This window comes from Endozoicomonas sp. Z74, from assembly GCF_057680865.1.
The window spans coordinates 1-24,209 of record NZ_JBLYZI010000003.1 but is presented as its reverse complement, the minus strand read 5'-3'; the positions used below and the strand labels follow the sequence as shown (position 1 = coordinate 24,209).

Annotated in this window: 22 protein-coding genes; 12 read left to right on the top strand and 10 right to left on the bottom strand. The window is 53.0% G+C overall.

Features of this window, described 5'->3' with window-relative positions; genetic code table 11:
• Nucleotides 1-80 precede the first annotated feature (80 nt).
• The 11 genes from ACNRUY_RS01135 to ACNRUY_RS01085 all read left to right on the top strand — a co-directional run bounded on the left by ACNRUY_RS01135 (nt 81) and on the right by ACNRUY_RS01085 (nt 11,885).
• Nucleotides 81-1,565 (top strand): oligopeptide:H+ symporter, encoded by a 1,485-nt coding sequence (locus ACNRUY_RS01135; protein WP_488109801.1) that lies wholly within the window; start codon nt 81-83, stop codon nt 1,563-1,565.
• Between the two features lie 117 nt (nt 1,566-1,682).
• Nucleotides 1,683-1,907, top strand: coding sequence for a tautomerase family protein (locus tag ACNRUY_RS01130; protein WP_488109800.1), 225 nt, complete (start codon nt 1,683-1,685; stop codon nt 1,905-1,907).
• 58 nt (nt 1,908-1,965) lie between these two features.
• The gene (locus ACNRUY_RS01125) at nt 1,966-3,357 is read left to right on the top strand and encodes a protein kinase family protein (RefSeq protein ID WP_488109799.1); all 1,392 of its coding nucleotides are present in this window, start codon (nt 1,966-1,968) and stop codon (nt 3,355-3,357) included.
• Nucleotides 3,358-3,537: 180 nt separating this feature from the next.
• Nucleotides 3,538-4,368 (top strand): substrate-binding periplasmic protein, encoded by an 831-nt coding sequence (locus tag ACNRUY_RS01120; RefSeq protein WP_488109798.1) that lies wholly within the window; start codon nt 3,538-3,540, stop codon nt 4,366-4,368.
• 127 nt (nt 4,369-4,495) lie between these two features.
• Nucleotides 4,496-5,905, top strand: coding sequence for an efflux RND transporter periplasmic adaptor subunit (locus ACNRUY_RS01115; RefSeq protein WP_488109797.1), 1,410 nt, complete (start codon nt 4,496-4,498; stop codon nt 5,903-5,905).
• Entirely contained in the window at nt 5,905-6,612 is a 708-nt protein-coding gene (locus tag ACNRUY_RS01110) for an ABC transporter ATP-binding protein (protein ID WP_488109796.1), read from the top strand. Before ACNRUY_RS01115 ends, ACNRUY_RS01110 begins: the two co-directional genes overlap by 1 nt.
• Nucleotides 6,609-7,841, top strand: a complete 1,233-nt coding sequence (locus tag ACNRUY_RS01105) for an ABC transporter permease (protein WP_488109795.1) — start codon at nt 6,609-6,611, stop codon at nt 7,839-7,841. Before ACNRUY_RS01110 ends, ACNRUY_RS01105 begins: the two co-directional genes overlap by 4 nt.
• Before the next feature lie 110 nt (nt 7,842-7,951).
• A complete protein-coding gene (locus ACNRUY_RS01100; protein ID WP_488109794.1) occupies nt 7,952-9,073 on the top strand; it encodes a beta-ketoacyl-ACP synthase III in 1,122 nt (373 codons plus the stop codon).
• 491 nt (nt 9,074-9,564) lie between these two features.
• The gene (gene adk, locus ACNRUY_RS01095; protein ID WP_488109793.1) at nt 9,565-10,215 is read left to right on the top strand and encodes an adenylate kinase; all 651 of its coding nucleotides are present in this window, start codon (nt 9,565-9,567) and stop codon (nt 10,213-10,215) included.
• Between the two features lie 79 nt (nt 10,216-10,294).
• Nucleotides 10,295-10,966 carry a tRNA (adenosine(37)-N6)-threonylcarbamoyltransferase complex dimerization subunit type 1 TsaB gene (gene tsaB / locus ACNRUY_RS01090; protein ID WP_488109792.1) on the top strand — a complete coding sequence of 224 codons (672 nt, stop codon included), beginning with the start codon at nt 10,295-10,297 and terminating at the stop codon, nt 10,964-10,966.
• Nucleotides 10,967-11,078: 112 nt separating this feature from the next.
• On the top strand, nt 11,079-11,885 hold the full coding sequence (locus ACNRUY_RS01085) for an undecaprenyl-diphosphate phosphatase (protein WP_488109791.1): 807 nt from the start codon (nt 11,079-11,081) through the stop codon (nt 11,883-11,885).
• A gap of 27 nt (nt 11,886-11,912) precedes the next feature.
• Here the strand turns inward: ACNRUY_RS01085 and ACNRUY_RS01080 are convergent, their stop codons facing one another.
• Nucleotides 11,913-13,247: a uracil-xanthine permease family protein gene (locus ACNRUY_RS01080; RefSeq protein ID WP_488109790.1), complete on the bottom strand. Its 1,335-nt coding sequence runs from the start codon at nt 13,245-13,247 to the stop codon at nt 11,913-11,915.
• 324 nt (nt 13,248-13,571) lie between these two features.
• On the opposite strand from ACNRUY_RS01080, the gene ACNRUY_RS01075 reads away from it, so the two are divergent.
• A complete protein-coding gene (locus tag ACNRUY_RS01075; protein ID WP_488109789.1) occupies nt 13,572-14,357 on the top strand; it encodes a class I SAM-dependent methyltransferase in 786 nt (261 codons plus the stop codon).
• 115 nt (nt 14,358-14,472) lie between these two features.
• Here ACNRUY_RS01075 and plsB read toward each other — a convergent pair whose 3' ends face one another.
• From plsB to napF, 9 genes are all read right to left on the bottom strand, one after another.
• On the bottom strand, nt 14,473-16,995 hold the full coding sequence (plsB, locus tag ACNRUY_RS01070) for a glycerol-3-phosphate 1-O-acyltransferase PlsB (protein WP_488109788.1): 2,523 nt from the start codon (nt 16,993-16,995) through the stop codon (nt 14,473-14,475).
• A 215-nt stretch (nt 16,996-17,210) separates the two neighbouring features.
• The gene (locus tag ACNRUY_RS01065) at nt 17,211-17,597 is read right to left on the bottom strand and encodes a hypothetical protein (protein ID WP_488109787.1); all 387 of its coding nucleotides are present in this window, start codon (nt 17,595-17,597) and stop codon (nt 17,211-17,213) included.
• A 186-nt stretch (nt 17,598-17,783) separates the two neighbouring features.
• Entirely contained in the window at nt 17,784-18,953 is a 1,170-nt protein-coding gene (gene dapE / locus ACNRUY_RS01060) for a succinyl-diaminopimelate desuccinylase (protein WP_488109786.1), read from the bottom strand.
• Between the two features lie 239 nt (nt 18,954-19,192).
• Nucleotides 19,193-19,339, bottom strand: a complete 147-nt coding sequence (locus tag ACNRUY_RS01055; RefSeq protein ID WP_488109785.1) for a TIGR02808 family protein — start codon at nt 19,337-19,339, stop codon at nt 19,193-19,195.
• Between the two features lie 62 nt (nt 19,340-19,401).
• Entirely contained in the window at nt 19,402-19,992 is a 591-nt protein-coding gene (locus tag ACNRUY_RS01050) for a NapC/NirT family cytochrome c (RefSeq protein ID WP_488109784.1), read from the bottom strand.
• On the bottom strand, nt 19,989-20,519 hold the full coding sequence (locus ACNRUY_RS01045) for a nitrate reductase cytochrome c-type subunit (protein ID WP_488109783.1): 531 nt from the start codon (nt 20,517-20,519) through the stop codon (nt 19,989-19,991). The genes ACNRUY_RS01050 and ACNRUY_RS01045 overlap by 4 nt, the downstream gene beginning before the upstream one ends.
• A complete protein-coding gene (gene napA / locus ACNRUY_RS01040; protein WP_488109782.1) occupies nt 20,516-23,020 on the bottom strand; it encodes a nitrate reductase catalytic subunit NapA in 2,505 nt (834 codons plus the stop codon). The genes ACNRUY_RS01045 and napA overlap by 4 nt, the downstream gene beginning before the upstream one ends.
• Nucleotides 23,013-23,357, bottom strand: a complete 345-nt coding sequence (locus ACNRUY_RS01035) for a chaperone NapD (protein ID WP_488109781.1) — start codon at nt 23,355-23,357, stop codon at nt 23,013-23,015. The genes napA and ACNRUY_RS01035 overlap by 8 nt, the downstream gene beginning before the upstream one ends.
• Nucleotides 23,345-23,878, bottom strand: coding sequence for a ferredoxin-type protein NapF (gene napF, locus ACNRUY_RS01030; RefSeq protein ID WP_488109780.1), 534 nt, complete (start codon nt 23,876-23,878; stop codon nt 23,345-23,347). The genes ACNRUY_RS01035 and napF overlap by 13 nt, the downstream gene beginning before the upstream one ends.
• Nucleotides 23,879-24,209 lie beyond the last annotated feature (331 nt).

Sequence of the window (24,209 nt, the reverse complement as noted above, 5' to 3'; positions counted from 1 at the left end):
TCGGCTGTGATATCTGACAGTGTTGCTATCCAGGGTTTTAAGCGTTAATGGGGGTTGATCGCCATGAACATGGAGCCAATATGTCGCAGTCGTTTAATGTTCTTCATCAGCCGAGACCGTTTTATCTGGTGTTCTTTATAGAGCTCTGGGAGCGGTTTGGTTACTACGGGCTGCAGGCCCTTCTCGCAGTCTATTTTGTCCGTGAACTGGGCATGAGTGACTCGGAATCCTTTGTGACTTTTGGCGCCTTCAGTGCTCTGGTTTACGGCCTGGTGGCCATTGGTGGTTTTCTGGGGGATAAGATTCTGGGCACCAAGAGAACCATGGTGCTTGGGGCTGTGGTGTTGACCGCCGGCTACCTGATGATGGCCATGGCTGGCAGTGACAGGGCCCTGGTTTACCTGGCACTTGGGTCAATCGCTGTGGGTAACGGTCTGTTCAAGGCAAATCCGTCCAGTCTGCTGGCTAAATGTTATCAGGAAGGTGACAGCCGTCTGGACGGTGCGTTTACCATGTATTACATGGCCATCAATATTGGCTCTTTCCTGTCTATGATCGGGGTGCCCTATATCGCGGACCATTTCGGCTGGAGTGTGGGTTTTCTCTGCAGCGCTATTGGCCTGCTACTGGCCCTGGTGAACTATTTTGTGATTCGGCACTGGGTCGCCGATGTGGGCTCTGAGCCTGATTTCAAGCCAGTGCCGGTAAAAACCGTAGCGGTTGTTCTGGCCGGAGTGCTTGCTTCCTGTTTTGCCAGTGCCTGGATTCTTAACCATCTGGTGGTTGCCAATGTCCTGCTGAGTCTGGTGGGTGCCGGTGTGGTGCTGTTTTTCCTGAAAGAAATTGCCGCTGCCCGGGGCAGTGAGCAGCGTCGGATGGTCGTGGCCCTGGTACTGATGCTGGAAGCCATTGTGTTCTTTGTGATGTACATGCAGATGCCCACGTCGTTGAATTTCTTTGCCATCAATAATGTTGAGCATGATGTTCTTGGTTTTACCATCAATCCGGTGACCTTCCAGTCCCTGAATCCCTTCTGGATTATGCTGGCCAGCCCGGTGCTTGCCTATCTCTATAACCGCTCAGGCAGCCAGGGGAAAGGGATGAGCATGCCGGTCAAGTTTGCTTTCGGGATGCTGTGCACATCGGCCAGCTTCATGGTTCTGCCCCTGGCAGCTAAATTTGCCAGTGGTCTTGGACTGGTTTCTCCGGGCTGGATTGTCCTGAGCTACTTCTTCCAGTCCATCGGGGAGCTGCTGATCAGTGGCCTTGGGTTATCAATGGTGGCCCAGCTGGTACCGGCCCGTCTCCATGGATTTATCATGGGCGCCTGGTTCCTGACCACCTCCGCAGCTTCTGTGATTGCGGGTTATGTGGCGGGCCTGACTTCTGTGGATGCAGGAAGCACTGCAAGCGCTCTTGATACGCTGCCGGTTTACAGCCACTTTTTTGAAACCATGGGGTTGATTGCGGTGGGGATGGCTGCCCTGATGTTTCTTACATCGCCTCTGCTGAACCGGATGATGGCTTCTGAGGACGGTTCTGAAGGGGTGGCAGTGGCTGCCTGATTTATAAAACCATAGTCTTTTTCGGTTTCCCCTTTGAAAACTGGACTACATTCTTCAGCGGTACGATCAATTTTATTGATCTTTTGAGCCTGAAGGATTTGTCGATGAGGAGTGGGTATGCCATTTGTGACGGTGAAAACGGTCAAGGGGCTTCTGAATGAGATTCAGAAGCAGGAGGTTCTGGAGGGGGTAGCGGAGGTACTGGTTAAGGTGGCTGCTGGAGGGGAGCAAGGTTTTCAAGAGGCTGTCTGGGTGGTGATTGAAGAGCAGGAACCAGGCAACTGGTTTCTGGGAGGGGAGAGCCCGGAATTGCATGCTTCCAGGCAGAAGCGGGTTGGCTAACCAGGAATGAAGGCAAGGCTATAGTAATAGATACCACTCAGCCAACCTGCACAACAACATGGATTCAAGGATCGGACATTCCCAGTTGCCTGGCAGCACGATGCAACCGGATCAGAAAGCGGAGAATGAGAAAGAGGCCGATCAGCCCGCTTTCTCAAAACCCGCAGCCCCTGAAAGGCGTTTACCGAAGAAACCCTCATTTATTAATCTGACGGTTAACCAGCCTTTAGGTAAAAGAAGGAGTGCTGTTTGGAATGAGGTGAAGCCTGAAGGCCTCCGGGAAGAAAAAAGTCAAAAAAAGAGTGAGTTGAAATCCACTCTACTGTCGGATAAAACTTCCACTGTGGCTGGTGATGAGCAATTTCTTGTGTCCCCTGGGGTATCTGCCAAAAAGCTCGAATGGGTTGATAAAAAAAGGGAGCCTGTAGGCCATTCCAGTGGAGGTTGTTCTGAAGGCTTTCTGATTGACTCATCTCCGGTTTCAGAAGTAAGTGACCGTCAGGATAAGGGCTTTCCTGAAAATGTGTATGTGAAGGTTGCCAGGGGTGCCAAGACACCGACTTTAATGAATGAATGGGAGGTGCTTGAAAAACTGACAGAAAAAAAGGAGCACCCAGGGATTGTAAAATGTCTTGGGATCAAAAAGACGGGACAGGAAGTCCGGTTGTTCCTTAAAGGTTGTTCTGGTGGTTCCCTGGCAGACAGTATTCAAAAACAACGTACGATAAAGGAAATTATTTCCCTGCTTTCAGGTATTGCGGCTGCTGTCCGTCATATTCATCTGTGTGGGATTACCCATTATGACCTTCATGTGGGGAATGTTTTGCTGGATGAGGAGGGTCAGCCGGTTCTGGCGGATTTTGGGGTGGCCACAGAGAGTTCCAAACTGGTATATCGGGTCAGCCATGAGGATTCAAACAATAATCAGATGATAGAAGTAGATGTCAATGGCTTTCCAAAGGTGACCGATGACTCAACCATTCACTCCCCTCCTCTGGAAGTTCCTCCTGATCAGACCACTTCTTACCTTGCCCCGGAGTCTATGCACTTTGCCAACGGGGTATCCAATAATGCCTCGGATATTTTTGGTCTTGCCCAAATTGGCCTGGCTCTGCTGATGAGGGAGGCAAAGGTACCTGCCTGGAGAAAAAATGCTGAGACAGGGATTATGGAGGATTTTTTTTCTGCGAACCCAGAGGCTGAGGGTAATATCCTGATGCGGTTCCCTGACTCGGAGAAACCTTTTGTGAATCAGTTGATTGAGCTTCTTAAGCCCTGCCTTGAGATTGGTTGGCACAAGAGGCCGGGCCTTGATGAGCTCAGTTCTGGCCTGCAACGTATTCTGGAGAGCATTAATGTGGGCGAACACTTTGAAGAGTCAAGGGATATCAGCCAGGAAAGTGGATATGGTTCCTCTTCAGAAAAAAACTCTCCAGATGGAGAAGGCTAATTTGTTCTGTTCGGGGTTTAATCAATACTCTGTCGTATAGTTTATTAAACCGTCAATCATCTTATTGTGTGTTGTTTTTTACAGTTCAGGAGGCCTGATCAGGCCTTTTTGCTTGCTATTGGCAGCCTCACTGCTTCATTATTCCTGATGAGTGATCAATAAAAACAACAGGAAATGCTCATGAAGTGGTGGACATCTGTCTTTTGTACCCTGTTTCTTTCTGCTGTATTTCTGCCGGGGAGTGGGCCGGTTTTTGCCGGTGCGACTGCGGAAGAGGTGGCAGCAACCCTCAAACGAAAAACGCTGATTTTTGCCGCTCCCATGTGGGAAGGCTATACCCATAAAGATGGTTCAGGTCTTTACTGGGAGATTCTCAAGGAAGTGTATACGCCTCTTGGATTTAAAGTCCGGCTTAAAAACATGCCCTGGAACCGCAGCATGAAACTGATGACTGAATACCGGACCATTGATGGCGTTCCCGGTGAAGGCCTGGACTCGGACTATAACAGCCTGACGTTCAGCAAATACCCTCTGGAGCCAGAATACCTTGCCATTGCCTATGAAAAAGGTGTCGTAAAGCCCTTTGATCAATTCCCGGATTTGACGGGCAAGGTGGTGGGAATGCGTGAAGGCTATAACCTGATTCCCGAAGGGGAGCGGTACGGGCAGTTCAAGCTGAAAGAATTCATTAACATGGAAAAGGGCATGGCACTTCTGGAGGCCGGTATCATTGATGTTCTGGTGGATGAACTGGCTGAAATTGAAGCGGTGGCTAATAGGGAGGGAGTGGACCTGGGGCAATTTGAAATTGCTGAGTTTGAGACGGGGGACTACTACTACATGACCTATGGGGATGGCTTCAGAGGTAAACCCTTGGCCGATATTTTTGACGCCCGGATTGAAGAACTGGCCAGAAAAGGGAAACTGTCAGCGCTTTATGAGAAGTGGGAAGTGGATATTCCTGCGCCACTGACGCAACTGGCTGAGAAGAGTCCGGCCCAGCCCCGCTGATACACTTCTGAGACAATTTGGGCTAACTCTGACAAAAAATGAGGGTATGCTTTCCAGGCTCTTGTGGCAGCCCCGCCCTGGAGTCTGAAACGGTTTCCTATTGTATTGTCAGGACGTGCACACCCTCATGAAGAAGTGGATTCTTGCCCTGTTTTTTGCCCTGTTTTTTGCCCTGGCCCTGGCCGGTGCTTTCTTCCTTTTTTCACCACTGCACAGCCAGCCGGACTGGTCTTATCAAACCACCGTCGTTGACCAGGGGCGTATTGAAGCGATGGTTTCCACCTCTGGCACCCTGGAAGCGGTGGCAACGGTGACGGTGGGGGCTGAGATTTCCGGACGGATTGAAACGCTCTATGCGGACTATAACAGCCGGGTCCAGAAGGGAGAGCTACTGACCCGCATTGATGATCGCTCCCCCCGCTCCGTAGAGCAGCAGGCAAGGGCTGACCTGGCCCTGGCAGAAGCGGCCCTGTTGAAAAGTGAAGCTTCCCTTCAGGAGGTCAAGGCCCGCTTTGCCTTTCAAACCAGCGAGTATCACCGCATCAGGGATCTGACTCGGAAGGGGCATGCCACCGAAAGCGAACTGGAAAAAGCGCTGTCGGAACAGAAAATGGCCAGGGCACAGATTGCCATTGCTGAAGCGGAGATCAGCCGAACTCAGGCAGACCTTGAGAAGAAACAGGCGGCCCTTGAAGAGGCGCGGCTGGACGTAGAACGGACGCGGATCTATTCCCCGGTGGATGGCATTGTCCTTGAGCGCAAGATTGAGCAGGGGCAGACCGTCAACGCCAACCAGAACACTCCGGAGCTGTTTATCCTTGCCGAGGATCTTCAGCGTATGCAGATCAAGACCGATGTGGACGAAGCGGACATAGGCCAGGTTCAGGAGGGGCAGGCAGCCCGGTTCACTGTCGATGCCTACCCGGACCGGGTTTATCAGGGGCTTGTTGAGCAGGTTCGCCTTGCGGCAACCATTGAGTCGTCCGTGGTGACCTATACCGTGATCATCTCTGTGGATAACTCCGATCTCAGCCTGTATCCCGGAATGACCAGCAACGTAGATATTATCACTGGGGAAAGAGCCAATAGCCTGCGGATCCCCAACAGTGCCCTCCGGTTTTCAGCTCCCAAGTCCTGGCTTGATACGGCTCCTGTTGCCAGGAACCCATTGCCAGACAATCTGTTCAGTTCACAGAAGCAGAAACAGGACGTTCAGCAGTTGTTTCTCTCCTTGAGGCAGAGCCGGGAGAAGGGGAGTGAGGGGGTCAACCCGGCCAGACAGAGCCCACGCTCTGAACTGGTGGCTCTGGTTGGAGAAGAGCGGGCCAGGTTGATTCTGCAGTATATGCGGGAAAAGTCTGCCAACCCCGCTGGCAGTGCTGGCAGGGTGTCCAAAGTCTGGTTGCTCAGGGAAGGTAAGCCCACTCTGGTCCGGTTGAAAACCGGCCTGGCGGATCAACAGTTTACTGAGGTGATGTCAGGACCGGTTCAGCCGGGGGATACCCTGATTCTGTCGGCCAGGAAGGAGCAGGGGTAATGTCGTTGATAACCCTTTCCCGGGTGTGTCGCTCTTACCCGGTTGGTCGGCAGCGGCTGGATGTGCTGAAAAATGTATCGTTGACCATCCATCAGGGAGAGTTTGTGGCTTTGATGGGGCCTTCCGGGTCTGGCAAATCCACCCTGATGAACCAGCTGGGTTGCCTGGATCAGCCCAGCAGTGGCGATATCGTCCTGGATGGACGGCAACTGTCTCATTGCAGTGCCGATGACTTTGCCTGTATTCGCCGGGACACCATCGGTTTTGTTTTCCAGCAGTTCAACCTCCTGCCACGGCTGACGGCCCTGGATAATGTGGCTCTGCCCCTGCTCTACGCCGGGAAGCATCGTGCCCAGGCCAGGGAAAGAGCCATGGAGTGTCTCAGTGCGGTGGGGCTGGCTGAGCGATCCAGTCATCGGCCCTCTGAACTTTCTGGAGGTCAGCAGCAGCGGGTTGCCATTGCCCGGGCGATCGTTAACCAGCCCCGGTTGATTCTGGCCGATGAGCCCACGGGGGCTCTGGATACCCGGACCGGTGAAGAGATCATGAGCCTGTTTACTGAACTTAACCGCCAGGGCATCACTCTGATCGTCGTGACCCATGAACCGGAAATTGCCCGTTATGCCAAACGTCAGTTGTTGTTCAGGGATGGGGAGCTGGTGTCCGATTCAGCTTCCCGGGCTGCCAGGGAGTCGGATGTTCTATGAAACTGGTTGAGACATTGATGACCGCCCTGTCCGCGCTGGCGGCTCACAAATTGCGCAGTTTTCTCACCATGCTGGGGATTATTATCGGGGTCTCCTCGGTGGTGGTGATGATGGGGCTGGGCGGTGGTGCCCAGAAAGAAGTGGAAGCCCAGATTGATGCCATGGGCACGAATATGCTGGTGATCCGCAGTGGTGCCCGGCATGGGGGTGGGATCAGCATGGGGGCCGGTGTGGTGCCCCGCCTTCAAAACAGCGATGCCCGTGCCATAGCGGATGAGGTTTCCGGTGTTCGCTATGTTGCTCCCCAGCTGTTTGGAAAGGTTCAGGTGGTTCGGGGAAATACCAACTGGTCCACCAGTCTGCAGGGTGTGACACCGGACTACCTGAAGGTTCATAACTGGCAGCTGGCCCAGGGCTATGAACCGGATGTCAGGAGTTGGCGTGGCAGCAGCAAAGAAGTGCTGCTTGGAGCAACCGTGGCCAGAGAGTTGTTTGACACAGAAAATCCCCTTGGGCAGCCGATTCGCATCAATAAGGTGCCTTTCATTGTCAGTGGTGTGCTTAAACCCAAGGGTGAGAACATGATGGGAAATGATCAGGATGATTTTATGCTGGTGCCCATGGCCACTGCCCGAAAGCGGATTCTGGGGGTGAACAAGTCTGCTCCGGACCGGGTGAATATGATTGCCGTACAGGTAGCCGATCTTCAGGATATGGAGGCGGTAAGTGGGCAGATTCGTTCGCTACTGGCTCAGCGGCATAAACTCAAACCCGGCCAGGAAAGTGCTTTCAGGGTCACCAATTTAACCGAGAGAATGACCATGAGGGCGGAGACCAGCCAGATTTTCAACAGCCTGCTGGCGGGGGTTGCCTGTGTCTCGCTGCTGGTGGGGGGGATCGGCATTATGAATATCATGCTGGTTTCAGTGACAGAGAGAACCCGTGAGATTGGTGTCAGGCTGGCTCTGGGAGCACGGAGAAAAGATGTGCTGCTGCAGTTTTTGATTGAAGCGGTTGTATTGTGCGGCATTGGTGGTGTTCTGGGTATTTTGCTGGCTCTGGCGGGATTGACCGGGGCTGAGTACCTGACGGGATTACCGGTTTATATCCAGCCCTGGGTGTCTGTGGTCAGTGCCCTCTTTTCGGCCCTGATCGGACTGTTCTTTGGTTTTTACCCGGCCCGCAAGGCGTCCCGGTTAAATCCGGTGGATGCGCTTCGATACGATTGATTTCCGGGAAAAACGACAGGTGGCAACTTATGGTTTCTTTGTCGTTAACACTGCTATAAGATTCGGTAACATACCGATAACAACAAAGCAAGAAATGCGATGGAGAGATTGTGACGGACGTAGTCATCAGTGGTACCGGGTTGTACACCCCTCCAGACGCCATCAGTAACGATGAGCTGGTCGAAGCATTCAACACCTGGGTAGACCGGGAAAATGAGAAAAACGCAGAGGCAATCGCAGCTGGAGAAAAAGAGCCTTTAGCCAGAAGCAGCAGTGAGTTTATCGAAAAGGCCTCCGGCATTCACAGCCGTTACGTGATTAACCGTGAAGGGGTGCTTGACCCGGATCGTATGGTTCCGGTGATTCCGGAACGGGATAATGAAGATCTTTCGGTTCAATGTGAAATGTCACTACATGCCGCCCGAGGGGCTCTGGCTCAGGCTCAGGTAGATCCTGCCCAGGTGGATATGATCATTGTCGCCTGTTCCAATATGCAGCGGCCCTATCCGGCCATGGCCATCGAAATACAGCAGTATCTTGGTAGTGAGGGCTATGGGTACGATATGAATGTGGCCTGCTCCTCAGCCACTTTTGGCATCAAGGCGGCAACCGATGCCATTCGAAGCGGCAGTGCCCGCAGGGTACTGATGGTCAATCCTGAAATCTGTTCAGGCCACCTTAATTTCAGGGATCGGGACAGCCACTTTATTTTTGGGGATGCCTGTACGGCAGTATTGCTGGAAGACGCTGCTGTGGCCCGTCGTAAAAACGGCTATAAAGTGTTGGGCTGCCAGCTCTGGACTCATTTCTCAAACCATATCCGCAATAACTTCGGTTTTCTCAACCGGGGGGATGAAAAAGGGATCGGTTCACTGGACAAGCTGTTTGTTCAGAACGGGCGAAAAGTGTTTAAGGAAGTTTGCCCTCAAGTGGTGCGGCACATCGCCGGACATCTGGATTCATTGCAGTTGACCACGGGGGATCTGAGCAGGCTGTGGCTGCATCAGGCGAACCTGAACATGAATCAGCTGGTGGCCAGAAAGCTTCTGGGGAGAGATCCCGGGGAAGGCGAAGCACCGGTGATCCTGAATGAATACGCCAATACCAGCTCTGCGGGTTCCATTATTGCGTTTCATAAACATTCCCATGACCTTTCCACCGGTCAGAAAGGGGTGATTTGTTCCTTTGGTGCCGGTTACTCCATCGGCAGTGTAGTGGTTGAGAGACTTTAGTGAATCGTCAGGTAAGCCCCTGGCTATGCCGGGGGGACTCCCCTAGGGTATACCAGGGCTTCGGTAGTTGATCTCAATATCTCTGCCATGAACCCTGCATCCTTTCCCTCACCCCAGCCCTCTCCCAGAGGAAGAGGGGGATTTCTGGTGCAAACTTTTTAGGCCCTCTCTCTTTGGGAGAGGGCAAAAGCCAGCCAACTCCCCCCAAGCGCTTTTTTCCAGGAACCAAGGTTTTGGTCCGCGCCCCGGGGGCAATAAAAGCCCTTTGAGGGCGTCACCTGATAAGCCTGCGGTTTTGCCGGAGGTCAGTTAACTTTGTACGAACTTGTCACCAGCGTTCCGCCTGTATATCCTTGTCGGTTTTTCCAAAGCGTAATATAAGCCACGCCCTATTTGCGGCGCCTCAATCATAGCTGCCAGGATGGCCCGATCGATCATCTGGATCCGGGCCAGGGCTGCCAAGGGGTCAAGGCTGACAACAGGAGCTTTTCATGCGTGTGATTCTGCTGGGCGCCCCGGGTGCTGGAAAGGGGACTCAGGCCCAATTCATCATGGAAGAATACGGTATACCCCAGATCTCCACCGGGGATATGCTGCGTGCGGCCATTAAAAACGGGACTGAGCTGGGCAAAAAAGTCAAGGCGGTCATGGACTCCGGTGCCCTGGTATCCGATGACATCATTATTGCCCTGGTTAAGGAGCGTATCGCAGAGAATGACTGTGCCAACGGTTTTCTGTTTGATGGTTTCCCCCGTACCATTCCCCAGGCGGAAGCTCTGCGGGAAGCCGGTGTCGATATTGACCACGTGGTGGAAATTGCGGTTGATGACGAAGAGATCGTCAAGCGTATGAGCGGTCGCCGGGTTCATCCGGAAAGTGGTCGTACCTACCATGTGGTCTTCAACCCACCGGCAGAAGAGGGCAAGGATGATGTAACCGGTGAACCTCTGGTACAGCGTGCTGATGACGAAGAAACCACCGTTCGCAAGCGCCTGGGCGTGTATCATGAGCAGACCGCCCCTCTGGTGGACTTTTACCAGAAGCTGGATGGGGACACCCGCTATAGCCGGATTGAGGGTGTAGGTTCTGTTGATAGCATCAAGGCACATGTATTGACAGCGTTGAAACCTGTGACTGCCTGAACCACTTTTTCAGTCAATCAACCATCGGGACGCTCAGGCGTCCCGAATTGCGTTCTAATGAACGGTTTGAGTATTAACCATGAAACTCCTTGCCCTGGATACGGCCACTGAAGCCTGCTCGGTCGCCTTGAATGTGGATGGTGAAGTGCTGGAGCGCTTTGAAATCATGCCTCGTCGTCACAGCCGTGAGCTGCTGCCCATGGTGGATGGTCTGCTGGCAGAGGCGGGTCTCAGGCTGGCTGAACTGGATGCCCTGGCCTTTGGCAGGGGGCCCGGGGCTTTTACCGGGCTGCGGGTGGCGACCGCCATGGTTCAGGGGTTGGCTTTTGCGGTGGATCTTCCCGTTATTCCGGTATCGACCCTGGCCGCTCTGGCTCAGCAAGGGTACAGGGAAAAGGGGGTCATTCATGTGCTTTCGGCGATTGATGCCCGGATGGGGGAGGTCTACTGGGGTGCGTTTGCTGCAACCGATGGGGTGATGTCGCCCTTGATGGATGAAATCGTGGTGGCGCCTGAGCTTGTTTCTGTGCCTCCTGTAAAGGCATCCTGGTTTGGTATGGGTACTGGATGGACCTTCAAGGATCAGTTGAATGCCGACGTGATCGACAGTGTTGTCGAAGCCTGGCCCCATGCCTGGGATATCGCTGTACTGGCCGCGGCTGACTTTAAAGAAGGTCGCTTGCTACCCGCCGAACAGGCCATGCCGGTTTATCTGCGCGATAAAGTGGCACTGAAAAAATCAGAGCGTTAATCTATTTAAGATTGATTACATCCTGCAGTTCACTTCAGGAGCCTGTCGTAAGTCCTGAAGGCCTCTGGAACAGTGTTAAGGATTTCATAAAAGGATTAAGGGAGTGCTTTGATTGGACACTTTACAGCTCATTATTCTGGCCTTGATTCAGGGCATCACTGAGTTTCTTCCCATCTCCAGTTCAGGTCATTTGATATTGCCTGCTCAATTGTTTGGCTGGGAAGATCAAGGGCTGGCTTTTGATGTAGCCGTTCATATGGGTACCCTGGCTGCAGTGGTCGCCTATTTCTGGAAAGACCTGATGGCCATCGCCCGTGACTGGTTGGGAGCCCTGGTTGGAAAAGGGGCTACCTTTAACAGTCGCCTGGGCTGGTATCTGATTTTCGCTACTCTTCCAGCGGTTGTACTGGGCCTGGTGCTGAAAAAGACAGGTTTTGATGAAGCCATGAGAACCATGGCCGTTATCTGCGGTACCACCCTGATTTTCGGTGCTTTGCTGGGATGGGCCGACCTCCGGGGAAAGCGCATTCAGCCCCTGGAACAGATGACTTTTCCCCAGGCACTCTTAATTGGCTTTGCCCAGGCTCTGGCATTGATTCCCGGAACCTCAAGGTCCGGAATCACCATGACGGCAGGTTTGATGCTGGGAATGACCCGTGATGCCGCCGCCCGTTTTTCCTTTCTTTTATCGATACCGGTTATTGTCGGTGCGGGCAGCCTGCTTACGGTAGACTTGCTGAAAAGCCCGGTGCCTGTTGACTGGGGTGTATTGACCCTGGGTGCAGCGATTTCCGGTATCAGCGCCTGGGTCTGTGTTCATTGCTTCCTGTCGTTTATCAACCGCATCGGTTTGATGCCCTTTGTGATTTACCGGATGGTGCTGGGTGTTGTTCTTCTTGGGTTTGTGCTTGCTCAGTAAGGGGAGCATTACTGCTCCCCGTTGGCGTTAGTGGCTGGTTTCAACCGCTTCAGGTGTCACTTCTTTTTCCTCGGACTTGAGCTCTTCGGGCAGGATAAGGTTGGCCAGAACCGTGACAATGGCTCCCATGGCAATGCCATTGCCTGCAACGGTCTGCAATGCGGAAGGCAACTGGGTAACCAGCTCGGGCCGGTAGGTGACGGCCAGTCCGGTAGCCACTCCCAGGGTCAACACCATGCTGTTTCTCCGGGAGAACTCAATGGACTTGATAATCCCGATTCCCCCGGAAAGGATCATACCGAACATGATCAGCCCGGCGCCGCCAATGACGGGTTGTGGAACACTGGCGATCAGTGCCCCCAGTTTTGGCAGTAGCCCGGCTGCCACCAGAATGCCTCCGGCAGCGATCACCACAAAGCGACTGGCTACCCTTGTCACACCCACCACTCCGATGTTCTGACTGAAGGACGTCGTAGCAGTACAGTTAAAGAACCCGGCAATAATACTGTTTACCCCTTCCCAGCGAATGCCGGCACTCAGTCGTTTGCTGTCCAGCTCAGTGTCGCAGTAATTGGCAAGGGCCAGATAGTCGCCGGTAGATTCAACCATGGAGACCATATAGGCAATGCTCATGGCGATGATGGCACCAAGGTGGAACTCCACTCCAAAATGCAGTGGGTTGGGGATGGCGATGAGAGAGGCCTCCATGAAACTGGAAAGTTCCAGCCTTCCCAACAGAAACCAGAGGATATAGCCCACCAGCAGTCCGATTATGATGGCCGCAGCTGAAATAAACCCTTTAAACCACTGGTTCAGGAAGACAACGGTCACCAGGACAGCCATGCCTACACCAAGGTTGATCAGGCTGCCATAGTCTTCTGCGCCCTGGCCGCCCCCCAGCCAGTCGACCGCGACGGGGAAAATGGTCATGCCGATCAGGCAGACAACGGTACCGGTCACCACCGGAGGGAATAGCTTCCTGACCTGGGGCATGATAAAGCTCAGAAGGATTTCAACCAGGCCTCCGGCAATGGTTGCGCCAATCACCGCGGCATAGCCATATTGAAAGCCAATGGATATGGCCACCCCAACAAAGGCAAAGCTGGTTCCCTGAATAACGGGTAACCTGGCTCCCAGAGGGTAAGGCCCAAGTCCTGATGCCTGAACGATACTCCCTATACCTGACATAAGCAGTGAGGCATTAACAAGAATCACCGTTTCCTGAATGGAAAAACCAAGGACCGAGGCAATCACCAGCGGGGCGCCAATGATGCCGGGGAGGGCGGCCAGAAGATGCTGAAGCCCCAGGACCAGGCATTTTGCCAGGGGAGGGCGGTCATTCAGCTGGTAATAAAGATCCATTGTTTCCTCCTTTAAAGCGCCGGACAGGGCGTCTTTAAATTGCGCGGTTATGATTATCGGGTTTGAAAAAGGTCAAACGTCTTGCGTTGCGGAAAACGGTATCGATTATGTATTAGATGTGCTTTGGGCTATTTATAAACCCTTGTCGTTATTGTTTCTTGATACAAATCAACTGTTTATAATATTGAAGATTCAGCGTTCAGAGGCGGATGAAGGATTGTCTTTTTTCTGGCCACTTTATTTTGGTTAGGTTTTGGCCAGGAATGTTTTTCATGGAAGAGGGGGTTTCTGATACCGATCTCCATTTTTTACAGAGCTCACTTTATGTCTCCCGGTTTCTTTATTGTTCATTCGTCAGGTGGTCATCATCCGATTTGTCTGGAAACGTTAGCAGCGGATACCGGGTTTACCCTTTGTTCTGATCATCAGTCCCTGGAACCGGGCTCATTGGTTATCCGCTACTCTTATGACGGTCTGTGCCTGCAACGGGCCGGGTCAAAGGAAAAGCCGGTGCTGGTGGATTTTGTCGGCGGAAAAGCAGGTCATCGTCGTAAGTTTGGTGGAGGGAAAGGGCAGGATATTGCCAAGGCCGTTGGGCTGAATAAGGGGGTAAAACCTTCTGTGGTGGATGCCACCGGAGGGCTTGGTCAGGATGCCTTTGTGCTGGCCAGTCTTGGGTGCCAGGTGACGCTGATTGAGCGTTCACCGGTGATTGCCGCTTTGCTTGAAGATGGCCTTTACCGGGCCAGCCTTAATGCTGAAGTGGCTGGGGTGGTTCAGAGGATGTCCCTGATTAAAGGGGATGCCGTTGACGTCATGGATTCCATGGTGCAGGACAGCCAGATAACGGATGTCGTTTATTTGGATCCGATGTTTCCCCACCGGGAAAAATCAGCCCTGGTGAAAAAGGAAATGCGGCTTTTTCAGGATCTGCTGGGAGAGGATCAGGATGCCGATGGACTGCTGGAACCGGCATTAAAACTGGCGGAATACCGGGTGGTGGTCAAGCGGCCAAGGCTGGCTCCAGACCTGAATCAGCAGGAGCCCACCTATCGGTTGGAAGGGAAAGCGTGCCGCTATGATATTCACGCCCTCAAGCGCTTTTCGTAGGTTGCTGCTGAACGAAGTGAAGCGCAACAGAAAATCTGAATGCACAGGATACAAATATCCGGTGTTCAAACGGCTTTTGGTTTAGTTCCCCCTCTTCAGACAGAGGGGGGAGCGATTATGCCGTAACCGGCGTTTCGCTGACCTTTTCTCCAGCAATACCGTAACGGCTGGTCTGGTGAATGCTGTGACGAATCTCTGTGGTTAACAGCAAGTGCGCCTGGTCAGCTACTTTCTGGATATCCTCACCAAAGACCAGCTTATTGGTCAGGGTGATTTCCAGAACGCCGTTGGCACGCATTTCTTCAATAAATTTCCTGAACAGGGATTTATCGAAGAACTCCGGTGCATTCAGGCCATGTATGATGGAGAGGCGCTGAGCCAGAACCTGGCTCTGGTGCTCCAGGGCCTCCTGCTCAATATTGCCGCTTTCATTACGCAGCAACAGGCTGACCACCATATAAAAGCGTTCCAGTGTCTGAATGATCGAACGGGACAGCACGCTCAGCATGATGTATTCGGACGACGAAGGTTCCGGCTGGCAATAGAAGGTCTCTTCGTTGTCATCCTTACCCTGGGTGATCAATCCTTCTTTCACCAGTCCATCCAGCCATTTCTGGGCTATTTCAAGGGCTTCGTGTTTGTCCCACTGAAGAAACAGTTCCGCCTTCAGATAAGGGTAGAGAATGGCGCAGATACGCAGAATTTCCCGGCGTGATATGCGGGCATTGTTGACAAAGAAACAGCTGATCAAAGAAGGGATCGCAAAGATGTGTAGCACATTGTTGCGATAGTAGGTCATGGTGATGGCGGTTTTCTCATCCATGGTGATGATATCGCCCAGGGCATCACTCTGCCTCTGAATCAGCTGGAGGTTTTCCACATAGTGAATGATGCTCCTGGCATCCAGCTCGGTCATAACCGTTTTGCTGCTGTAGGGGACAGCAGACAACAACCGGGTATAGCCTTCAAGCTGGCGGATCAGCTCTTCTTCCCCAAGGGCATGCCGCGGTGAGGAGAGCAGGGAGATGGCTACCAGGTTGACCGGGTTGATCACCGCAGCAGAGTTGATGTTTCCGGTAATGGCGCCCGCCAGCTGGTTGGTGGTTTTTTTCAGCCACTCGGGTTTGCTGGCTTCTCCGGTATCTTCTTTCCACTGGGGGACGTGGGTGTCCAGAAACTGATCAAGATCCACGGGTTCCCCGAAGGTAATCCAGGCTTTACCAAACTCTTTCCGAAGGGCTGAAAGCGTTCGGACAATGTCCAGGGGAGACTCTTTTTTCTTGGTCTTGCCCCGAAGCTCGCCCAGGTAGCTGTTCATTTCCAGCAGTTTTTCATAACCAATATAAACCGGAACAAAGGCCAGTGGCTTGCGGTTGTCCCTCAGGAAGCTTCTCAGGGTGATGGACAGCATACCGGTTTTAGGCGACAGGGTGCGTCCGGTTCTTGAGCGCCCCCCTTCAATGAAGTACTCCGTGGCAAAACCTTTGCTGGTAAGGGTGTACATGTATTCGTGGAACACAGAACTGTACAGGGGGTTACCCCGGAAGGTCCGGCGCATGAAAAAAGCGCCGCCCTTGCGCAGAATGGTACCCACAACGGGCATATTCAGATTGATGCCCGCGGCAATGTGGGGAGGAGCAAGGCCTTCGTAATACAGGACATACGACAGTAAAAGATAGTCTATATGGCTTCTGTGGCAGGGGACATAGACCAGAGTATGGCTCTGGGCCAGCTCCTTCAGAGGCTCAATATGGTTGATTTTGACACCGCTGTAGAGCTTGTTCCAGAACCAGGTCAGGACAATATCCAGAAAACGCAGGACGGGCATGGAGTAGTCCGAGGCGATTTCATTGGCGTACTTGCGGGCCTTGGCTTCGGCTTCCACCAGGGTGATTTCCTGGGCAGACGCTTCTGCGGCAATGGCTTTCTGAATACGCTGGGTATGGATCAGCCCATTGACCAGGGTCCGGCGGTGAGAAAGATCTGGGCCAATCACCGAAGCTTTGTGACGGCGCAGGTGAACCCGGAGGATCCGGTTGACTTTGCGGACACTGCGGGAGTGATCCTCGCTGGTTCCTATCATCTCTTTGAGGGACATGGCCGGGCTGAAATGAACCATGGTTTGCCGGCCGTGGAGCAGGGTTGCAAGAAATTTCCGGAAACGCCCACCCAGGCTGAAGTTCCAGTCAAACAGCAGCTTGAAGGCTGAATGTTCTTTGTCCGGTGATCTTCCCCAGAGAATGGTGACCGGAACCAGTTGGACATCCTGATTGTTTTTTTGAAACCCGGCCACCAGTTGTTCAAGGAGCTCCGGAGGCTCCGGTCGTTCCCGCTGAAGGATCAGGCCATCGTACTGGCTCAGAAAAAAATGGGCTTTGTTGCTGGACCCTTTACCCTCTTCAATAGAAGGGATCTCTATGGGGTGGTAGGGGCGGGGCAGTCCGGCTTTGATGCACTCCCGCTCCAGCACCATCAGGTCAGTCAGTGAGCGGTGATTCAATACATAGCAGACGGGTTTGTCCGGTTGCAGGTTCAGGGCTTCAGCGCTGTTATTGTGTACAGTGGTACGAACCCAGGTTGAAAGCAGTTTTCTCAGGCTGTGAAACGTATAGCGATTAAGGGTAATGGGCTTTAGCATGGAACTGGCTCTTGGCCTGCATCCGTATTGATTGAATAGAGAAAGGCGGATCAGAGGCCTGTCCTTCCGGGAGGCCTTCCAGGGTAGCCTTCTGGCGAATGGCTTGGGGTAGTGTTGCGCCCCGTAACGGTACCCGTTGAAACGGAAGGCATTTTAGCCTGTTTGGCACTGGCGGCGCAAAGAGGATTTCCCAACTAAGAATGGTTGAGTAAGTCTTAGCCAGCATTAGGCCATTTGATCAGGCTTTCCTCTCCCTGTTCATTGAGCTGCCACCATTCATCCATATCGGCACCTTCCTGCCATGGTCCTGAGTTGCATCGAACCTGGCAGGGGCTATGGGCATGAAGGCTTCGGGCACATTCCGTGTCATCCTTCCAGGGAGTGCCTGAGGTTTTGAACCAGATACTGGTCCAGGCTTTGCCTACGGCTCCTTCCATGATCATGACCGGGATGGGCTTCTGGCTGACCATCACCTCCAGATCATGGACGGCCTTGCCCCGGTTAATGGTGTTGACCTGTTCAAAGCAGTCTTGAAGCCATTGGGTAATGGCTTCAAGGGAAAGGTTTTTGGCGTAGATCTCAATGTCATCAATGGTGTTCATTACATTTTCAGTGTCAGGAGCCTGCTGGGCTTATGCTTTCGAGCATAAAATTCAGTAGAGCGAGACAAATTAGTCGATAAGTTCGTGCAAATAGCTGACCTATTTAATCGAACTTATCGACTAATTTGGCCGCTCTTTCTGCATTTTAGGCCGAAATTGTCGTAAGTCCGACAGGCTCCCAAGAGCTTATTCAGTCAGCAGGTGGGTCAGAACGCTCTGGTAAATGCCCTGCAGTGTATCAAGATCTCTGGCGTTAACACACTCATTGACTTTATGAATCGTGGCATTGACCGGCCCCAGTTCCACCACCTGGGCGCCTGTCGGGGCGATGAAACGCCCATCGGATGTGCCGCCAGAGGTGGACAGCTCTGTGGTCTGCCCCGTGACTTCAAGGATGGCTTTCTGGGCTGCCTCCACCAGCTCCCCAGGTCGGGTCAGAAAAGGCTGGCCACTCAGGTGCCAGTCAATGTCGTATTCGAGCTTATTGCTGTCGAGTATTTCCAGAACCCGGCGCTTGAGGTCTTCATCGGTCACTTCAGAAGAAAAGCGGAAGTTGAAGTTGATCCGGCACTCTCCGGGAATGACATTACTGGCACCATCGCCAGCCTGGATTTGCCAGATCTGGAAGCTGGTGGGGGGGAAGAATTCATTGCCTTCATCCCATATTTCCCGGGTCAGGTCGGCAATGACCGGACCCGCCTGATGGACCGGGTTTCGTGCCAGCTGAGGATAAGCAACATGCCCCTGAATCCCTTTAATGGTCAGGTGCCCGTGCAAGGAACCCCGGCGACCATTTTTCACAACATCGCCTACGGTTCGGGTGCTGGACGGTTCCCCTATCAGGCACCAGTCTATTTTTTCGTTACGGGCTTCCAGATGTTCGATGACTTTTACAGTGCCATTTCGGGCGGGGCCTTCTTCATCACTGGTGATCAGAAAGGCGATAGAACCCTTGTGGTTCGGGTGTTCACTGAGAAACCCTTCACAGGCCGTAACCATGGCGGCAAGGCTGCCTTTCATATCCGCTGAGCCTCTGCCGTGGAGCATGCCATCAATGATGGCTGGCTGGAAGGGAGGGTTCTGCCATTGCTCTTCCGGTCCGGAAGGGACCACATCGGTATGGCCGGCAAAGGCAAGTACAGGCCCGGTGTCGCCTTTTCTCAACCAGATATTCTCAACCTCACCAAAGCGGAGCCGCTCTACTTTGAAGCCCAGAGGTTCCAGGCGGCTGATCATTAATTCCTGGCAGCCCTCATCGGCGGGGGTGACGGAGGGGCGGCGAATCAATTCAATGGCCAGGTCAAGGGTGTTTGATGTCATAGGCTTTTTTTGTCGGTTGTCCTTCGCTACAGGCATTTATTTTATTTTCCTTTGCGACAGGCGATTGTTTTGTTTGAGGGAGGTTCTGTACATCATTGTATCATTCAAACAGGGATGTTGTTTTTCAATTGTTCAGATTGATTTGCTGGTCAATGGCCGGATTATTTTTGCAGTCTGGCAGTTGTCTGGTTGTGGGTATACCCCTCACCCCGGCCCTCTCCCAGGGGGAGAGGGGGAAGAAGGTAGCCCTCTTTAGGTGGAACAGCGGGAGTCCTTCACTCTGGGGTACTGCTTTCCGGTGACACAAAACGGTCAATAATAAAGCAGGCAACCAGGGCTGTGGCCAGGAACCCTCCCAGAAAGATCATGGGCATGACGGAGTAGCCAAGGATATGCCATATCACGTATTCCAGGGTGCTCATGGGGTGTCGCCTCCAGGCATGTTGAGGGTATAACAGTGAGACTGCCTGAACCGTTGATGCAGTTACCATCCTTCAACGCCTGACATATCGGGCAGTTTGTGGGCAATGCCCTTATGGCAGTCTATGCAGGTGTTTTCTCCGGAAGCCAGGGCCGTGCTGTGCAGCGCAGCCGCCCTTCGGGCTTGAACGGAAAAATCCATATACTGGAAGTGGTGGCAGTTGCGACACTCTCTTGAGTCGTTTTCCTTTAAACGCTGCCACTCACGGGTCGCCATTTCCAGCCGGTGTTGTTCAAACTTGTAGGGGGTGTTGATCTTGCCGGTGATTTTGCCCCAGAGTTCTTTGCTGGCCTGCACTTTTCTTACGATTTTATGGGTCCATTCATGGGGGACATGGCAGTCGGGACAGCTGGCGCGAACGCCGGAGCGATTGCTGTAGTGAATGGTGGTTTTCAGCTCCTGGAAGACATTGTCGTGCATTTCGTGGCAGCTGGTGCAGAAGGCTTCTGTATTGCTGACTTCCATAAAGGTATTGAAGCCGCCCCAGAAGACAATGCCGGCCGTGAAGCCAAATGCGAGAATGACCCATAAAGCGATGGCGGCAGGCCGGGTGAGTATCTGCCAGTAACGGCGGATAAAGGCAGGCAGTTTCATTTCAGGCTCTCAACGGGCTCGAAAATATTCTGGATCAGGGGTTTGGCATTGGCCTGGGGCACATGACACTGATTACAGAAATATCGGCCCGGAGCCACATCGGCCAGAACGTTGCCGTTTCGATCGATAAAGTGAGTAGGGCTGATGCGGGTGGCCTTCATTTTCACGGCATTCTCCCAGCTGTGGCACATGAGACATTTGTTGCCGTTGATGTTGATCTCATAACCACGAATCGAGTGGGGGATCAGGGGTGGCTGGCCAATGTATTGCAGAACAGGCCGGACTCTCTCTTTTGGGTACTTAGTCAGTGAGGGTGGAGTGGGATCCTCAGGAATCGGAGTTGGGCCACGCAGCGACTGAACCTTGACCGGTTTCTGCTCCTTTTTTTCTTTCTCGGTGCCATAAAGCACGTTGACACTGGTGATCATGGTGGTCAGCGCGATCAGTAAGGAGGTGAGAGGTAGAAAACGGTGTGACCGGAGATAGTGTGACCGGCCGGAACCCGGTCTTTCCGTGGATTGCTTCATGACGATGCCTGAATTTTTTCGACCCGGACGGCGCATTTTTTGAAATCGGTTTGCTTGGAGAGAGGGTCTGTGGCGTCAAGAATCAGTTTGTTGGCCAGTTCACTGGCATCAAAAAAGGGAATAAAGGTATAGCCCCGGGGCATGGCATCTCTTCCCCGGGTTTCAACCCGGGTTCGAATATCGCCCCGCCTGGAAATGACTCGAACCTCCGTTCCCCGCCTCAGGCCTCTTTCCGCGGCATCGTCCGGGTTCATAAACAGGACGGCGTCGGGGAAAGCCTTGTAAAGCTCAGGCACTCTCTGGGTCATGCTTCCGGAATGCCAGTGTTCGAGAACGCGCCCGGTGGCCAGCCAGAGATCGTATTCCTGGTCCGGTTGCTCCGGAGGCGGTTCATAGGGCAGGGCAAAGATCCAGGCCTTGCCGTCCGGTTTGCCATAGAACTCAAAGTCTTTGCCCTCCTTCACATAAGGGTCATACTCTTCATTAAAGCGCCAGCGGGTTTCTTCACCATTGACTACTGGCCAGCGAAGTCCCCGTGCTTTGTGATACATCTCGAATGGGGCCAGATCATGGGCTTTCCCCCGGCCGAAGTGAGCGTACTCTTCAAACAATCCCTTCTGGACATAAAAGCCAAAATGCCGGGACTCATCATTTTCGCGGTCAGGGTTCGTCTGCGACAGAGGAAAACGGTTGACCTGGCCATTGGCGTAGAGCACGTCATAGAGTCTCTTTCCCCGAAATCGAGGGGCTTTGGCCAGCAAAGGTTCAGGCCAGATGTCATCGACTTTTAAATATTTGGAAAACTCCATCAGTTGCCATAAATCGCTCTTGGCATCGCCGGGGGCTGTTACCTGCTGGTACCAGAACTGGGTACGCCTTTCGGCATTGCCATAGGCCCCTTCTTTTTCCACCCACATGGCCGTGGGGAGAATAAGGTCGGCCCCCTGGGTGGTGACAGTGGGGTAGGCATCAGATACCACAATAAAGTTGTCCGGGTTGCGATAGCCGGGAAAGGTTTCCTGGTCCAGGTTCGGGGCTGTCTGAAGGTTGTTGTTGCACATCACCCAGTAGGCGTTGAGTTTTCCGTCTTTCAGCATTCTGTCCTGAAGCACGGCGTGATAGCCGACTTTGGAAGGGATAGTGCCTGCTGGCAGTTTCCAGATCTTTTCCGCTTTTTTTCGATGCTCTGGATTGGCCACCAGCATATCTGCGGGCAACCGGTGGGCGAAGGTACCCACCTCCCGGGCAGTGCCACAGGCAGAGGGTTGTCCGGTCAGAGAGAAGGGGCTGTTGCCGGGCTGGGCTATTTTTCCGGTCAGCAGGTGGATGTTATAAATAATATTATTCATCCAGACGCCCCGGGTGTGCTGGTTAACACCCATGGTCCAGAGAGACATCACGCGGGTCTCCGGGTTGGCATAGCCCTCAGCCAGCTCTTTCAGGGCGCGTTCGGGAACACCAGAGAGCTCCATGGTTTTCTCAAGGGTGTAGTCACTGACAAACCGGGCGAAGGTATCAAAGTCAATTTCGGAGGAATCGCCACTGTCGGGATTCCTGGCTTGTTTCTGCAGTGGAGACTCAGGCCTGAGCCCGTAACCAATATCCGTCACTCCTTGTCGAAAACGGGTGTGTTTCTTGATAAACGCCTTGTTCACCCGGCCTGTGGAAATAATGTAGTGGCAGATAAAATTACCGATGGCCAGGTCGGTCTGGGGTTTGAAAATGATGGGATGGTGAGCCAGGTCGCAGGAGCGGTGACGGAAGGTGGATAATACAGCCACCCGAACATGGTCGTAGGCCAGAACCCGGGCGGCAATCCGGCTCCAGAGCACGGGGTGGTTTTCAGCCATATTGGAGCCCCAGAGCACAAAGAGATCGGCATTTTCAAAATCGTCGTAGCAGCCCATGGGCTCATCAATGCCAAAGGTCCGGATAAAGCCAACCACGGCAGAAGCCATGCAATGCCGGGCATTGGGATCAATGTTGTTGGATCTGAAGCCCCCTTTCATTAATTTTGATGCCGCATACCCTTCCCACACGGTCCATTGTCCGGAACCAAACATGCCCACCGCTTCAGGCCCTTTTTTCTTGATAGTGCCGGTGAATTGCCTGGCCATTTCCTGAAAGGCCCGGTCCCAGCTGATGGGGGTAAACTGTCCGTCTTTTGCGTACTGGCCATTGCGCATTCTGAGCAGCGGTGTTGTCAGACGGTCAGAGCCGTATAACACTTTGGAGAGAAAGTACCCTTTAATGCAATTCAGTCCCCGGTTGACGGGGGCATCGGGATCCGCTTGAGTGGCAACGACCTGTTTGTCTTTGACGCCAACAAGAACACTGCAGCCAGTACCACAAAACCGGCAGGGAGCTTTATCCCAGCGAATCCGGTTTTTTTTGCTGGATGCAATAATGTTGGCAGCTTGCGCCGTGGTGCCCAGGCCCGCAGCGCTGAGTGCTGCAGTAGCTGCTGATAGCTTGATAAACTGTCGCCTGTTCTCATTCATGGAGTGTTCCAGAGGCGGTCGCGGAAGAGGTTAATGCTGATTGGGCCAGGTTTTCAGAATCCAGAAGGTCGCTTTGACAAAAAGTGAGTGCTGTATCAATAACACCGGGGATGCTTCGGATGGCTTCGACAGTCTCAATAATGGAGCAGGAAGGGGTGACAGTTTCGACCGTCAGAGCAAATCTTCCGGAAGGGTCTTGACCATGAATATCGACGCCGGGAATCTTCAATAGGTGCTCTGCTACCTCTTGATAGTGTTCCGGCCGTGCGAGTACCACGAGGCTGCACACTTCATAGCAGGCAATAGGGTTATGATCGTCACTGTTCATTGGGGGCATAAAGTAGGGTTATCAGCAATCGCTGAAGCATCAGGAAAGTAAATGGCCGTTACGGGGCATACTCTGAAGCAGCCGCCACAGCCGGTGCATTTGGACAGGTCTATTTCAGGGTGAGGAACGGCCTCTTTACCATGGTGGAAAAGGATGGCTCTGGAAGCGCACTCATCCCCGCAACTGAAGCAGCTGGTGTTATGTGCCGTCAGGCACTTCTGGGGATCAATGGCTGCTTTAATAGACCATGGCTGTTTACCTGCTGGAAAGTGAATGGCTCCCGTCGGGCAGGCTTCAGCGCAGTCAGAACAAAATGTGCACTCTCCCTCTTTGAAACTGACCGAAGGAAAGCCTCCTTCCCCTTTCACCAGAACACTCTGGGGACAGACGTTAATGCACTTCGAGCAGCGGGAACAAAGAGAGATAAATCGCTCTTCGGACAAAGACCAGGGGGGACGAAGAGGTGGAGGAGCCCCCACCTTTCCTGTGAAAAGGTCTCTACGGCTATGGTTAATGGCGTTGGTGTTCATGGTGCCATTTGACTGGCTGAAGGTTGATTGCCTGACAGTATAGATAGGTTTGGCGGTTGTGTTGGATATATTGCTTTTTGATCAGTGCTATTTGCTGGTGGGGGAAGGCTGGCTTTGAGCGTCTTTGTTGAGCACAAGTGGCCGCTTGTAAGGGGGGAAGCCTTCCGTGGCCTGGTTGAATGCTATGACTTAGATTTCATAATCTGTAGTAGTTCAGACCTGATCTGACAGTCACCGATTTTTCAGAGGGTGTCTGTCAGGTCAAATTCAGGCTACAAATTTTTCCTTCCAGATCTCTTTGCCATCTATCAGAGTTTCCATTGGCGTTCTT